The 14,713-nt window shown below is 68.5% G+C and carries 10 protein-coding genes, 1 tRNA gene and 1 pseudogene; 4 read left to right on the top strand and 8 right to left on the bottom strand.

Going from position 1 to position 14,713, the window contains the following annotated elements; translation table 11 throughout:
• The first annotated feature begins 56 nt into the window (after nucleotides 1-56).
• Nucleotides 57-134, top strand: a tRNA-Leu gene (locus CHC05_RS06990).
• Here CHC05_RS06990 and CHC05_RS43390 read toward each other — a convergent pair.
• Together CHC05_RS43390 and CHC05_RS06975 are read right to left on the bottom strand one after the other, a co-directional pair.
• Nucleotides 91-1,731 carry a recombinase family protein gene (locus CHC05_RS43390; RefSeq protein WP_425426715.1) on the bottom strand — a complete coding sequence of 547 codons (1,641 nt, stop codon included), beginning with the start codon at nucleotides 1,729-1,731 and terminating at the stop codon, nucleotides 91-93. The genes CHC05_RS06990 and CHC05_RS43390 overlap by 44 nt on opposite strands.
• Nucleotides 1,732-2,248: 517 nt before the next feature.
• Nucleotides 2,249-4,684, bottom strand: a complete 2,436-nt coding sequence (locus tag CHC05_RS06975) for an AfsR/SARP family transcriptional regulator (RefSeq protein WP_089245844.1) — start codon at nucleotides 4,682-4,684, stop codon at nucleotides 2,249-2,251.
• A 281-nt stretch (nucleotides 4,685-4,965) separates the two neighbouring features.
• On the opposite strand from CHC05_RS06975, the gene CHC05_RS06970 reads away from it, so the two are divergent.
• Nucleotides 4,966-6,876: an Hsp70 family protein gene (locus CHC05_RS06970; RefSeq protein ID WP_089245842.1), complete on the top strand. Its 1,911-nt coding sequence runs from the start codon at nucleotides 4,966-4,968 to the stop codon at nucleotides 6,874-6,876.
• 66 nt (nucleotides 6,877-6,942) lie between these two features.
• On the opposite strand, the gene CHC05_RS06965 is transcribed toward CHC05_RS06970, so the two are convergent.
• The 6 genes and pseudogenes from CHC05_RS06965 to CHC05_RS06940 form a co-directional block, all read right to left on the bottom strand.
• Complete coding sequence (locus CHC05_RS06965) at nucleotides 6,943-7,866, bottom strand: hypothetical protein (protein WP_179266076.1); 924 nt, start codon at nucleotides 7,864-7,866, stop codon at nucleotides 6,943-6,945.
• Nucleotides 7,863-9,608 (bottom strand): annotated as a pseudogene (locus CHC05_RS06960) (VirB4 family type IV secretion system protein). The gene CHC05_RS06965 and the pseudogene CHC05_RS06960 overlap by 4 nt, the downstream one beginning before the upstream one ends.
• Nucleotides 9,605-10,495 (bottom strand): PrgI family protein, encoded by an 891-nt coding sequence (locus CHC05_RS06955; protein WP_089245840.1) that lies wholly within the window; start codon nucleotides 10,493-10,495, stop codon nucleotides 9,605-9,607. Before CHC05_RS06955 ends, CHC05_RS06960 begins: the two are co-directional and overlap by 4 nt.
• Nucleotides 10,495-11,469: a TrbL/VirB6 family protein gene (locus CHC05_RS06950; RefSeq protein WP_089245838.1), complete on the bottom strand. Its 975-nt coding sequence runs from the start codon at nucleotides 11,467-11,469 to the stop codon at nucleotides 10,495-10,497. Before CHC05_RS06950 ends, CHC05_RS06955 begins: the two co-directional genes overlap by 1 nt.
• 8 nt (nucleotides 11,470-11,477) lie before the next feature.
• Nucleotides 11,478-11,765: a pilin gene (locus CHC05_RS06945; protein WP_089245836.1), complete on the bottom strand. Its 288-nt coding sequence runs from the start codon at nucleotides 11,763-11,765 to the stop codon at nucleotides 11,478-11,480.
• A 260-nt stretch (nucleotides 11,766-12,025) separates the two neighbouring features.
• On the bottom strand, nucleotides 12,026-12,775 hold the full coding sequence (locus CHC05_RS06940; protein WP_089245834.1) for a hypothetical protein: 750 nt from the start codon (nucleotides 12,773-12,775) through the stop codon (nucleotides 12,026-12,028).
• Between the two features lie 260 nt (nucleotides 12,776-13,035).
• Here CHC05_RS06940 and CHC05_RS06935 point away from each other — a divergent pair, with 260 nt between their 5' ends.
• Nucleotides 13,036-13,614, top strand: coding sequence for a hypothetical protein (locus tag CHC05_RS06935; protein WP_245870684.1), 579 nt, complete (start codon nucleotides 13,036-13,038; stop codon nucleotides 13,612-13,614).
• Entirely contained in the window at nucleotides 13,607-14,449 is an 843-nt protein-coding gene (locus CHC05_RS06930; protein ID WP_089245832.1) for a TRM11 family SAM-dependent methyltransferase, read from the top strand. Before CHC05_RS06935 ends, CHC05_RS06930 begins: the two co-directional genes overlap by 8 nt.
• The last annotated feature ends 264 nt before the right edge of the window (nucleotides 14,450-14,713 follow it).

Here is a 14,713-nt window from a genome sequence, read left to right as displayed (position 1 = left end):
TACGCTCGTACGCCAGAATGTCCGGGGCGCACGCGCTAACGCGCGCTCGCGCCCACGGGGTCGTAGCCCAATTGGCAGGAGGCAAACGGTTTAGGTCCGTTTCAGTGCGGGTTCGAGTCCCGCCGACCCCACCAAACGTGGCAGTGCGCGAACCGCGCTGTCCGCATCTTGTTGATCACGGGATGGCGCTTCGGTCGCCATCCCGTCGGTCGCCCCGAGGGGGATGCGGAAGTTCGGCACGATGGTGCTGGCCGAGGTGACCGTGATGTTTTCGATCAGGGCCTCGAACAGGGCCTTCTTCGCTTTTGCGTTGCCCTCGCGGACGGTCTCGGCTATGTGGTCGCGGATAACGTTGAGTTCGGCACGAGTTGGCGCCCTCAGCGGCTCATCGAGGTCGAACTCGATCTCAGCGCGGCGGTCACGTAGCTGCTTGGAGCGGGCTTTGAGCTTCGTGAGCCGGGCCTGGATGTCGGGGTCCTCGTCGTCGAGGGTGCCTTTCTCGAAAGCGGTCAGGTAGCGGTCCAGGGCGTTGGCGGTTTCCTTGGTCTGTTGTTTGATCGTGGCGAGTTCGTCGCGGTGGTTGCCGGCGGCGGCTGCGTGGTCGGCGATGAAGGCGCGGATGGCGTCGTCGATGACCTCGTGTGCGTTGGTGAAGAAGTCGATCAAGGCACGTTCCATCGCCTGTTCGATTTCGTCGGCGTTGAATCGGTGGATCCGGCAGCCTGCTTTGGTGCCGTAGCGGTTGCGGCTCCAGCAGGTGTAGTACCGGTAGCGCCGGGTGCGGCCGTGCGCCGGGGTGCCGATGTACTTGCGGCCGCAGGATGGGCAAGAGATCTTGCCGGTGAGGGTGTAGTCGGAGGCGTTGGCCGCGCGCTGGCCGATGCGCTCGCTGCGTTGGGCGAGGATGCGCTGCGCGTCGTTGAACTGACGCCGCTTGATGATCGCCTCGTGTGCGTCGATCACTCTGATCCCGCGGAAGCTCTTCTCGCCGAGGTACTGCCGGTTGGTGATCACATACTCGACCGAGCGTTGCGACCACAGGGTGCCGGCACGGGTACGCAGTCCGCGGTCGTTGAGCACATTGGCGATGGCGCGTGTGCCGAGGCGGTCCTTCGTGTAGAGGTCGAAGATCAGACGGACGGTGACCGCTTGCGCTTGGTCGATGATGTAGTTGTCGGTCTCGGCGTCCTTGGCGTAGCCGAACGGGACCCGGCCGCCGGTAAGGAGGCCCTTGGCCGCCTTGCGTTCCATGCCGGCGATGACGCGGTCGATGATGACCTCGCGTTCGAATTCCGCGAATACGCCGAGCATCTGGACCAGCATCCGACCGACCGGGGTCGAGGTGTCGAATGGTTCGGTGGCACTGCGGAAGACCACTTCGGCGTCTTCGAGGTCGTCGAGGAGCGCGACGAGGTCACGCAGTCTGCGGGAGAAGCGGTCGACTCGGTAGACCAGCAGGGTGTCGAACATGCCGACCCTCGCGGCACGCAGCATCTTCTGAAGGTCTTCGCGGTCAGTCGTGGCGCCGGAGGCGTCGTCGGAATAGATCTTCACGATCTGCCAGTCGCCCGGTTGTGAGGCCACGAACGCTCGGAGCCTCGTCTCCTGGGCTTCCAGGCTGTAGGGCTGGTTGTCCTCATCGGTCGAGCGCCGAAGGTAGATCGCGACGCGGCGAGACGGTGCTTCCTCCAATCTCCGCCGCAGTGCGGTGTTTCGAGCCTTCCTAGACACGGGTCAATGGCCCTTCAAGATCATTTGAGGGGTTCGCCAGGTCGACCGTCCGCCATTGGGTGGAGTCGGTCAAGCTTGGCGAGTGGTCTGAGCTGCGGAAACAACGAAAGGCCGGCACGACGCGTGGGCGTCATGCCGGCCGGTGTGGGGTGATCCGTCAGTGCGGAGGCGGTTCTGCGGATGGGCGAGCTGGGGGCTCGTCGGCTTGCTGGCGCTCCCACCATTCGGCGATGAGGGCAGACAGCGCGGTCACCGCCTGTCGGCGGTCGGCCTCGGAGAGAGGCGACGTCTGTGGCGGCTCGACGACCACCGGCGTGGTCCGGATCTTCTGTTGCCTCCGCGCGGGCTTAGCCGGTTCCGCCATAGGCCGTCCGAGGACATGCCGGGCGCTGGAGGGGTCCCGGGCGAGGTGATGTGATCGTCTTCATGGCGTCCTCCTTCTGATGACCGTGACTTGCCAGGGCGTACTTCGGGGCGGCACCGGCTCGATGCCGTCGCCGCCGTTGGTGGCAGATGCTCAGCGGGCCTGGAGTTGGCGCGCGAGTTGAGTGATCTCCTGAGCGGGCTTGGCGTCGATCTCGGCAAGCGCCCGGGCCAGGGCCCGCAGGAGCGTGTCGACGGAATCGGTGTCGTTGAGTGCGTGGCGGGCGCGCATCGCTAGCCGGTAGAGCGCCTCGTTGAACCTGTCGAGTTTGATCGCCTTGTCCAGAAGCGCGGAGGCGGCGGCGGGATCCTCAGCGAGGAGCAGCTCTCCTAGTTGGAGGTGTGCCTCGGTTCCCCATCGGCGGACGGCCTCGCGGTGGGGCTGAATCCAGTCGTAGAGGCTCGACGCCGCTAGCGGCTCGGTATACAGCTCGCATGCCGCTTCAAGCAGTCGACGTCGTTTCCCGTGGTTGGCCGTGGCAGCGTTGCGAAGCAGGTCGCGCAGTTCCCAGAGGTCGACGTCGACGGAGACGCGATCGAGCCGATACCTGCCGCTGGTCCTGACGACGTAGGCGTCGGAGCGCTTGCCTGCCGCTCGACCGAACACCTGTCTGAGGTTGGAGACGTTGGTGTGGACACGCTCGTCGGCTTGTTTGAGCTTGGCATCAGGTTCGACGTGTTCGCCGATGTCACGGGTCGTCAGGCCGTCGGGGTGACAGGCCAACAGCACTGCTACTTCGAGAGCCTTCGCCCGCAGTGGGCGGCCGGGTTCAGTGATGTCGTCGATTCCTGGCGACCCCAAGACACGTAGCCGGGCCTTCGCCGCCGGTTGGTCGGCAGCAGATACGGCCACGATGGCGGGCGCTGCTGTCGCGGCTTCCAGGGCGCGGGGCGCCACAAGTGGCACGAGGTCGACACTGGCTGGAGCGCCCGCTGTCTCGCCTGTCTGAGCTTCACGCAACGCGTTGATGGCCTCATTGGCGGCGCGCACGGTGAGAACAGCGAGCCGCGACGGAGGCCGGCCGTCGGAGCCGCGTACGGTGCCGTCGCTGCTGACGGTGATCGTCTCGTCTGCCGACCATTCACCGAGCAGGAGCGCGCTTGCGCCCAAGGGGCGGCCCTGGTCGAGGATCGCGCTCAAGCGGCCTCGGTCGGGCTGTTGCGGCGCGGCGCAGATGAACAACAACGGTGGAGGCGGTTCTTCCGACGTTTGGCTTTCGAGGATTCGGGCGCGGTGCAGTAGCCGCGTTTCGAGAATGCCGGCGGCCTCGTACACGTCCGCTGCTACGTGAAGCCGCGCCCATCCACCGAGCACGCCCGCGGCGGGTCCGAGCATCGCCACCAGCGACGCCCGATCGGTCACGACCTCGCCGCGCAACTCGGTGTGGTCGGTGGAGGCAACGGCGAGAGTTGCCACCAGCGCGGAACGCGCGACGCCCAACCCGCCATCGCCGACCAGCGCACTGACTCCTGACAGCGGCATAGACGAGGTGGCACTGCTGTCGGCTGGGACCCGTCTGTCGTCCGAGTGCTGCTTCCGGTCCCTCGCCGCGACGCGGTCAATCGCGACGAGGGCCGGCGCCGGCATGGTCGGCAGATTCTCGGCATCCTTGCCGCTGTATCGGCGGCGCCGCTGGGCCCAAACGGCAGCCGTGACGGTCGCGAGTCCGCCGACCAGAGTCCAGGGAATCCAGCTTCCGTCGGAGAGTTCAACGCCTTCGTCATCTGTCCTGGTGACATGGACGTCCCGGCGCGCCTCCGCGTGTGCCGAGGGCGTCGGGGCTGCTTGCGCTGGTGTGGGTGGTTCAGGAGGCGTTGGCCGCGGATCTTCGGTTGATTCCTTCGGGCTCGTGGGAGTGGGTGTGACGTCCTCCGCCGGCGCCGAAGGGATCATGAGTCTCCACCCCGGTTGAATCAGGTCGGGATCGCGCAGAGCCTGGCCGTCGGGCTGGCGCCGGCCCTTGTTGAGGTCGTAGATGTCGTCCCACCGCTGGCCGTCGCCGAGGCGGTCCTCCGCGAGGTCCCACAGCGTGTCGCCGCGAACCACCCGATACGGCGTGGGGCTGGACTGCGCCGTAGGCGTCGAACCTGCGGCCGGGTCGGTCGAAGGCTGAGGCTCCGCCGCGACCTGGTTTGGCAGTTCGAGCTCTGGCGCAGCGGGGGCCGTGACGGCGGGCGCTGCAATGGCGGCGGCTTGACCCGTGGCCGCAACGGAGATCGAACCCACGAGGCCGGTGACGACCCGGCGGACGAGCCTCGGAACAGGGATTCGACGCTGACGCGGCCGCGCGACGGCGGCCAATACGTATGCGGTGTACGCGACGGATAGACCCCACATCAGCCAGACGAGTCCGGCCGCGGTTTTGAGAAAGTTCTGCTCGGTGAGCAGGTCCGGCTGCGACAGGGCGTCCAGGATCTCCCGTCCCGTCGGGAGGGTCGAGGGCACCGGCCACCCCGCGACGAGCGCAAGAGCGACCGGGATTCCAACCAGCCACACGGCGAAGGTCAGCGCGGCGCCGACCGTCCGCACCAACGTTACGACCCGCTGCGCCAGGGTGGGCCTGCGGGCTGGGGGTAGAGCGCGCCAGACGGTCTCCTGGCGAAGGAGATCGTCTCGGTCGCGGGTCGGCCGATCCGGAGATCGGGTCAGGGCAGCCTCCGGGGGCAGCGGGCAGGCAGGTACTTCGCGTTTACTCGCATCGACGGTCACATCTCAACCTTCCGATCGAGAAATGTTCACGATCCGCACATCTTTGATCACCCATCGACAATCGGTCGGCGGGCGACAGGGAGGCTGGGCAGACTGCATCAATGTCCGTGACTGCCCGTCTCGGCGTTGACATCGGTTCGGCCACCACCAAGGCCGTCCTGGCGCTACCAGGTGGCGCACGGTTGCCGCTGATGCCGGACGGGTCGCCGCGCATGCGCAGCCGTGTCTTCGCCCTGCCCGACGGCGGGTTTCTCGTCGGCTCAGCCGCACGCGCCGCAGCGCTCGAGCACCCCGACCGCTACCTAGCCGACCCGATGTTGACCATCGCTGGCGCCAGTATCCAACTCGGCGACCGCACGGTCGACGCGGTCGAGGTCTTCGCCGCAATCCTGACGGCCATCAAGGCAGAGGCGACCCGCATCGCCGGACACCAACTCGATTTGGTCACGCTGACCGTCCCGCCAGCGTGGGGCCGGATCCGGCGCGACGCGCTGCGCGAGGCGGCCACCACGGCGGGTTTCACGAACGTCGTCTTCGTCTCGGCACCGGCAGCGATCGCCACCTACCTCGCCTCGACATCCGCCAACCGCACAACGGCCGGCGGATACATGCTGGTGTGTGACGCGGGAGCAGCGGCCACCACGCTGACCGTCCTCGAACACGACGATCACGGACTTCAGCAGCTCGCCACCACCGTGGCAGCGGGCGCGTCAGGGCGCGACTTCGACCAGCTCGTCGCCGCCCACCTCATAGCGGCAGTCACACCGCCGGGCCAGCCCGCCTCAGCAGCGGACCTGCAAGATCCCCAATGGCGATCCGTGCTCGCGGCGGCTGAGGACGCGAAGGTAAATCTGTTCGACCACGAACGGACAGCCGTCGCTCTCCACGACCCGTACCCGCCCGTCGTCGTAGACAGAACCGACCTCGCCAAGATCGTCCAGCCCGCGCTAGCGGCCCTCAGTGCTGCCGTTACTGAAGTGCTATCCGCGGCTGACATCGCCGGCACTCACCTGTCACTCGTGGTGCTGGCCGGCGGCAACGCAGCAATGCCGGGCATGAAACAGGTTCTCGCATCGACGACTTGTCACGAGCCGCAGGTTCCAGTCCGGACCGACATCGCCGCAGCCGAGGGCGCGCTAACCGCGGCGGTAGGTTCCGAAGTGCGAGCAGCGGTCCCGGCCGAGTTGCCGCGCGTGAAACTCCGCCCGACAGACCTCATCCGTCCAGCCCTGTTCGCGGCGTCCTCCATGGCACTCCTCGCGGCGGTCGCGATGACCCTGTGGACCGGTGACAGTCCGACCGGTCTGACCGTCCACCTCGCCGAGGAACTGATCTCGGCCGCCGCCGTCGTTGCCGTCCTCACCGCCTGGTCGGTCGCCCACCTTCTCCCGACGCTCTACCTGGCCGGCGACTCCAACGTGAGCGAGGGCACCACATTGATCCGCGCCACCTTCGCCGGTGCTGGCGCGCTCGGGATCGTCATCGCGGCGCTGTACGGCTTGGCCATCGGCGCGCTCGTCGGCGCCATCACGACGGAGTACGCATCCCACGCGATCGTGCCCGCTGTACCCGTTGCTGCCGGAGCGCTGCTTGTCGCCGCACTCGCGCGATCGATTCCTGCTGCGGCGGTCGCCGCCTGGCTCACCCAACTGCGGCACCCGGTGTCCGCCGTCCTGCTGGGCAGCTTCGGCATCCTCGCGATGCGCTACGCGGTCTCCGCGCAAATCAGTCCAGGGCTTTCGTCGATCATCATCCGCATCGGCGGCGCTGCCACCGGTCTCGCCATCGCCGTGACCCTCATCCGAAGCAGACGCCTGCAACTGCTCACCGCCGCAATCCTCACGATCGGCGGCTTCAGCGTCTCCAGCCTCGGGAACAACCGAGCCATCACCCTGGCCTACATCGCTGCAATCATCTGGTGGACGGCGACGAGAGTTGCCACGACTGCGCGAATTGCGTACCCGCAGCTGCGAGCGCGAGTCGAGCAAGTCCTCACAGCCAGGTCGCCCTAGCAGTCATGGCTGGTGGCTTTGGTTGTGGACCGGGCGGCGTTCCAGCGAACGCCGCCCGCAAGTCCATTAAGGCTCATCACCGCCTTCCGCGGACCCGAGGGCCGGTGGCTCTTCGGCCGAGGTGTCGTCGGAAGTCAGTGGCGTTGCTTGCCCCTCGATCGTGGCCGGCTGGCTGCCGGCGTTGCTCGGGACGCGGTACTGAATGTCGGCTTGAATCTTGAAGTACGTGGTCAGATCGGCACTCAGGCGGATCATGAAATCTACGGGTCGGTTACTGGTGTTTGCCTTGAGAACCCAAGCCAGGCCGAACAAGAGACTGAATCCAACCAGGAGAGCCCAAATCCACGTTTCGGGCTCTCTGGCCGCCGTCATGCGAGCTCGCCGGACGCGGGACGCCCGAGCTGGTCGGGCAACGACCTGCACGCACGCGTGTTCGTGCTGGCGCACGTTGGCGCCGGCGGCGAGGAGCGCTCGCAGCGGATCCACGTCGTGGTCGGCGCGCAGCGGCAGCACGGTAGTGTGCTGCGGCCAATGCGCTCCGCCGACCTGCTCGCCGACGCCGACCGGGATTGGCGGGTCGGATTCGGTGACGGTGAGCGTTGCGGCGGGCCAGGCGGCCCGGACGGCGGCCTCGACGGCGCCGGGTGGCACGGTCCCGGGTACCCACACGCGGATGGTCAGGGTTCGGCCGGACCACAGGTACTCCCAGGCGACGTGCGGGATCCCGAAGACTCGGCGACGCCACACCGACGGAGTGAGGACGCCGACCAGCACCGTCCAGAACAGGGCAGCCGATTCAGCGGTGACCTCAGGAGGCGGCGCGATCGTCACGAGCCGCGCGCCGCCTGTCATGCGCCGGTGCCGCCACGCCCGCACCCGGTTGTGCCCGAGGAGTCCGGCGGCCACGATGGCGACGGCGACCGCCGCGAGCCATGGCCGCGCGACGGTCCAGTGCCAGGCGTCGATCGGCCAGGTCGGGATGGATGTCATGGGGCTTCGCCGATCCCGGTGACGGCGAGTTGGTGCTCGCTGGCCGACCCGACGGAACGGAACGGGATGCGGTTGCGCCCGGCCACGAGCAGCCCTTCGCCGCGGGGCGCCGATAGCAGTAGCCGGGCCTCGCCGGCGGTCAGGTCGAACGCTTCGGCCACCGCGTCAATCGACTGCGTGGACTGGCGCATCAACACCTGGGTGGCCGCGTTCGAAACCACAGCCAGGCCGAGTTCGGTTGACAGGACGTCCGCGGCGTCCTGGGTGATCACACACAGTCCAGCACTTCGTTTGCGTGCAGCCTTCGCCAACCGGAACAGGAAACGGGCGCCCGCGCCGTCGCGCAGCAACAACCACGCCTCGTCGACCACGACGAGCTGCCGGCGCCGTGTGTCGGTGGGTGCGTCGATGCTCGACCAGATGGCGTCCAGGGCAAGCAGGGTGCCGACGGTGCGCAGCTCGTCGGGCAGATGCCGTAGCGACCACACCACCAGGTGGCTGTGGGCTTGGGTGGTGGTGGGCCCGTCGAACAGGCTCGCGAAGTTGCCAACGGTCCACGGCGCGAGCCGGGCGGCGAGCTGCGCCGCGGCCGGGTCACCGTCGGCCGACAGCGTGTCGGCGAGGTCGCGGAGCAGTGGCGCGGGTCGGGTCCAGGTGGCGGGGTCGGTGTTGATGCCGGCGCGGGCGTATGTGGCGATGATCGCCCTGTCGAGGGCGGCGCTCTCGGCGGGTGGTGGGGTGGCGCGGAGCATGACGGAGATCAGCGTGTGCAGGTAGAGGCCGCGACGGGTCAGGGTGTCCGGGCGGCTATCGGCGGGCAGGTCAAGCGGGTTGATGCGCACGCCGGCCCGGCCGAGCTGCACGATCGCGCCGCCGACGTGTTCGGCCAGCGGTACGTATTCGTCTTCCGGGTCGACGACGGATACGGGGGTGCCCTGGTAGAGGTTGCGCAGGACGTCGAGCTTGACGTGGTACGACTTGCCAGCGCCGCTGCGGGCCAGGACGACGGAGTTGTGGTTGTCCTGGGCCCACCGGTTCCAGACCAGGACACCGTTGCTGCTGGTGTTGACCCCGTAGAGCACGCCGTCGTGCGGCGCCACCACTCCCGGGGTAGGTGCGGCCAGGTCCGCTGAGGCGAGCGGGAAGGTGGCGGCGAGGGCGGTGGTGTCCAGTACGCGGCGCACGCGCAGCGGGTCGGTGCCGAGGGGCAGTGTGGCAACCCAGCCTTATTGGTGGCGGAACGTCGCCGGTTGCAGGTCGAGCAGCACGCTTGCGGCAGCCGCCTTGACCCCCGCGGTGACCACCGCCAGCTCGTCGAGGTCGCGGCCGTGGATGGTCACGTAGATTCCGGTGTCGAACAGCTTCGCGGCACCGCGGGCAACGCGGTCGGCGAGATCAGCCGCGTCCTCTGCGGCGGCTTCCACGAGCGGGTCACCGAGGCGTCCATGGTCGGCGTCGATCCGACGTGAGGACTCCAGGCGGCTGCGCTGGCGTCGGAGCAGGGGCGCGGCCATCTGCGGTGCCACCGGCTCGATGTGGACAGCCACGTCGACACGACCCGGGTAGGACAGGAGCGGATCGAGGAAGGCCGGGCCGACCTCGGCCGGGTAGCCCGAGACCACGTAGGTGGCGGCGTAGCCGTCGCCGACCCGCACGTGCGACGCGGCGACCTGCAACGCAGCCGGCGACGGCATCCCAGCGCCGGGCTGGGCGGGCTTTGGTGGTTTGAGGAGCGTCTTCATGGATTTCTCCGCATGGTGATCGGCGTGCCGGGCGCCGCGCGGGGGCCAGGCACGGGCGGGGAGAACGGGTCGACCATGCCGGCGAGCGCGGCTGTGACCGCCGGCCCGTCAAGAGCGGCGGCGTCGACACCGAGAGCCGTCAGCGCGCGAGTCGCGGCATCGGCGGCGTGCGAGCCTGTGACGACCGTGAGGACCTGGCGGCGCAGCGGATCACGGCCGGCGGCCAGGTCGAGCAGGAACGCGGCGTGGTCCTCCGCTGCCGCCTGCAACGCCGGGTGCGGCAGCCGGGACGCGTAACCCGCGATCGCCTCGGCATGCCCGGACAGGTCTTGGCGTTGAGCCGCTACCACGATCTGCGCCGGACCGGTCAGCGAGTTGAGGAACCGACCGAATCCCTCAAGGAGCGCTTCCTGTTCATCGCCGGTGCGCAGGTGAATGTTCGTCGTGCCGCACGCGATGACCACACGGTCAACGCCTTCACTGCTGATCGCGCCGCCCTGGCTGACCGCAGTGACGGGAAGGCGCAGCGGCGCGGGCATAACCGTTTCACCCGCGACAGCGGCGAGGGCGCTGCTCTGTGGTGAGCCGGGCGTCAGGGTTCGGGGGGCGCTGGTGAAGCTGATGCCGTTGCGCAGCCACACGTCCAGCGGAAGCCCATCACGGCGGCCGAGCGCGACGACGACAGTGATAGCGCCGACGACCGCCGCGATGAGCAGCCATGCCGTGGGCGGGAGCAGGTGGCCGGCGAGGCGGTAGGTGGTGTATCCGGCCAGACCTGCGCCGCCGACGATGGCCAGTTGGCGGAAGGTCAGTCCGAACGCGATCTTGTCGGGCTCGTTGATGTTGGCGGGCACCACTGCGCGGGGAGCGTCGTCGATGTCGTGCATCAGCTCTCCCGGTTCAGGACGCCACGGCGCAGACGGCGGTAGTGGTGGTGGGTGTGGTTGCTGACGTGAACGCGCGTCGCTGGCGTCTGCCTCTGACGTCGGGCTTGTCGACCGAGGGACCGGTACATGACGGCGCGCGCCGCGACGGCGCCGAGGTTGCGGCCGGGGGCCTGTTTCACGAGGCGGCGGACGAAGCCCGGGATTGCGACGGTCACCCACAGGACGACGACCACGACCAGCAGGTTGAGCAGGTCGGTCTGCGGCAGCCCGATCAGTACCGGGATGCTCGACCGCGGATCGAGGATCAGCTCGATACCGATGGACAGCGTGATCGCCTGAAGGGTCGGGGTCACCAGGCAGCCGAGCAGGGCACGCCACCACAGCTGAGCCAGTGCCTCGGTCCACGGCAAGCTGAACCCGGCTAAGGCGAGCGGAGAGACCGCCGCCAAGATGATCAGGACGCCGACACGGACCAGCCACCCCACAACGAGCGTGAACAGCAGTCCCACGATCAGTACGCCGACCAACAACGCGACCACGGCGACGCGGGAGTCGGCGAGAGCGGCGATCACGTGGGTACGAGCCATCTTGACCGCGTCCACGGTCGGTGTGGCGGGACCCACCATCGAGACGGTCAGCGCGTTGGCGACCTCGATGACGACGGAGCACAGCGGAACGGCGAACGTCGACAGCGCGAACCCGACCACCAGCCGAGGGATAAGGTCCTTGACCTTGTAACGGGTTTCGACGGATCCGCTGACCATCACCGCGATGCCGACCGTGACGATCGCCAACCCGAAACAGGCGTTGACGATCAGAGCGCTCCTGGCGGCGATCATCTGCACCTGAGGTAGCACGGTGACGTCGGGTGACAAGAACATCGCCGAGGTGAGGAACGCCAGGACGCCACCCAGCATGTCAACGACCTGGTCGGCGGCCCACTTGATGAAGCCGTTGAGGAAACGGTCGACCATGACGGGGCCTAGTTCCGGAGGATGCCCTGCAGGATCTGCAGGAGCACCGGTGACATCACGGCCAGGGCGTAGCCGAGCAGTGAGCGTTTGAAGTAGCCCTTGGCCTGCTCGACCCTGCTGGTGTCGCCGCCGGCGCCCATGTAGAGCAGGGCGCCGATGACGAAGAACATGGTCGCGACGGCGCCCAGGATCCCCATCACCCAGCCGGTGATTCCGTCGATGACCTCATAGATGGACTTGGGCGCGGCCGGCGCCGCGGCGACTGCGTCGGCCAGAAGTGAGAGTGTCGTGTGCATAGCGGGCGCTCCACGTGCGAGGTGGGCCGCCGCGGCGGGGATCCGCGAGACTGTGGTCCGGTGGGGGCGCTCCTCCCTTGCGGGTCGCGAAGGGCTCGATGTCAGTACGCCGTCGCCAGCCGTGCCGGACCAACTTGTCTCGCCGGGGTGGATCCCCACCGGGCGGACGTGCCGTGGCTGGCACGCATTCAACAGATCTCGGCTGTCAGGCCGATCGAACCCGCACGCCCGCTGTCACGGCCTGACACACGTGCGGCGGGTCACGCGGCGGGGTGTAGTTGACCGCGTGCGGGACCGGATAAATCCCCTCGATGCACGGCGGCGGCCACGACGCGCTCCGCGCGTCGGCGGCGCATCCGCAATGCTGGGGCCGAGACTCCCTCGTTGGCGGCGAGTTGTTCGATCAGCGCGTCACCGAACCTGGTGGAGCTGATGAGCTCGGCGGCCTCGGCCGATATGAGTCCCGCGGCGGCGGCCCTGCCGAGGAGCAGATCCGGGTGGCCGTAGGGCAGCGCCGGCGACTGCGAGCCGGTGGGCACATCTGGTGGTAGCTCGTCCGCTTCGTCGACCGCGACGACAGCTGTACCGGCTCGCCAAGCGGCCCAGCAGAGCCGCAGCCACAGGCGGGGCGGCTTGAGCGGTGCCGTGCGCAACGCGTCGAGGAACCCGGCCAAGATCTCGGAGTCCACGTCATCGGCGTGCCGTACATGCCCGCGACTGATCTTCGCGGCCATCCGCGTCAGACCGGGCAACGCGACTCCGACGGCGCCGACGACCCAGGTTGGTCCCCACTCGCGGGCATGGTGCGCGAGTTCCGACCAGACCGCGTCTGTGGTGGTGCTGTCGTGCGGTTGGCGCAGCAAGAGTTCCCGCAGCTCGTCGAGTGGCAGTAGCTGGTCGGGCAGACCAGGCACCAGCCGGGCGTCCAAAGCCAATGGCGCCGGTTTGCACACGAGGAAACCGAACGCGGTCTCGGCGGCGGTGAGTGCGGAGCGGAGACGGGTCGACATGACAGTCCCTTTCGTCGAGGCGCCGACGCCAGACGGCGGAAGCGAGACCTCGATTGGGACAGCCGGCCCTGACATGACGAGCGAATGTTCGACGGCGGTCAGGTCCTGTCAGGTCCGAGGCAACGGCCGCAGCGGTTGACACGTGGGTCGCGCCGTCGGGCGTGACGGGATCTGTCAGCGCGGTGGCGGGTTCGATCGCGCTGACAGCCGCGCACTGGGGGTTGTCAGTACGCCCGCGCCGGTCCGGGGCCATCATGCCGATGACCGATCCCAACCACCACCAGGCCGCGCCCGTCCCCGTCGGGGACGTCGTGCCCGGCGACCCGCCCGTACCGATCACCGTCTGGCCGCTACCGGCACCCGAGCCGGATGAGACCATGTCGCCTCCGATGGGCGTGCGGCTGGTCCACAACCTCACTCATCGTTCGGACCTGATCATCGACCTCACCACCGGCCCGCAGCTTGCCCGGGCCATCATCTCCGCCCACCGCCGCGGACAGTCTTGTTCGGCGAGCGCGGCGGATTGGGGCCAAGACCGCGCCGCGCTGATCGTCACGGCATGGCCGCTGGCAGACAGTGCTCGTTCCGCTGAAGCGTTCTTCGGCCAATGCCTCGCGAGCCTGGTCCGCGGCGGCTGCGTCGCGGTGCTGCTCGCGCACGGCGATCCGATCCGGCCGGTCGACGTCGTCATCGCCGCCAAAGCCGCCGGCTTGTCGTACCTCCAGCACATCGTCGCCGCGCACCGAGCGCCGACACCCGGCAACCGCACGCAACTCAACATCCACACCGACGTCCTGGTACTGACCCGCCCGCACGGGGGAGGTGACCAGAATGGCTGAGACGATGCCCGTCACGTCGATCTGGCTGACGTGCCCGCGTCAGTCGCGCGACCAGCGGCGCGGCCGGTACATGCCGGAGTCGTCGACACACCCGGGCAAGATGCTGCCCAACCTCGCCGCGCACGCCATCGCCTCGTACACGGCACCCGGAGACCTGGTCCTCGACCCGATGTGCGGCTCGGGCACCACGCTGGTCGAGGCCATGCACCTCGGCCGCGACGCCCTCGGCGTCGACATCGAATCCCGGTTCAGCGCACTGGCCGCCGCGAACGTCGCCCTCGCCGCTTCCCAGGGCGCGGCCGGAACGGCGAAGGTCATCACCGGCGACGCCACAGGCCTCCTCGACCTGATCCCCGCATCCGCGCTCGGGCAGGTCGGCCTGGTGTTGACCTCACCGCCCTACGGGCGATCCACCCACGGACTTGTGACCATCACCAGGGCCGGTGTCAGCAAGCGCGCACACCTCTACGGAGACCGGAAACGCGGCAACCTCGCCTACGTCGGCTGGTCCGGCCTTCTCGACGGCTTCGCCGCGATCCTCGCCGCCACGCACACACTGCTGCGGCCCGGCGGCACTGCCGTCATCACCTGCCGCCCGGTACGCCGTCGCCCCGACGACCTCATCGACCTACCTGGCGAACTCTTGGCCGTCGCTCGGTCGGTCGGCTTCGTACCTGTCGAACGGTGCGCCGCGATGCTCGCCGCCGTCCGCGACGGCCAGATCGTCCACCGCGCGTCGATGTTCGGTCTCATGGCCGTGCGCAGATCCCGCGCCGACGGCATCCCCGTGCACCTCGTTGCCCACGAAGACGTCCTGGTTCTCCGACGCCGCTGACATGTGGCGAACGCATCGGTCGGTCTTCGCCTGTCAGGTTCAGCGAGCTGGGCCGTCCTGACAGCTCGGCGGCCCGAGGCGTGCAGGCCCATAGCCTGAAATCTCTGTCTCTCTTCACCTGCTGACCCGCCGCGTCCCGACGGCAACCGCGCCCACCAACCTGGTTGGCCGCTGCATCGCCGGACCCAGCATCAGCAGCCGGGCGGGCTGCGTCGCCTCGCCGACGCCCCGGCCACATCCCCCTCGCTAGCCGCGGTCCGACCG

Source organism: Asanoa hainanensis (genome assembly GCF_900188485.1).
Lineage (GTDB): Bacteria > Actinomycetota > Actinomycetes > Mycobacteriales > Micromonosporaceae > Asanoa > Asanoa hainanensis.
The sequence above is the reverse complement of the archived record's forward strand: the minus strand, read 5'-3'. Positions and strand labels throughout refer to the sequence as shown.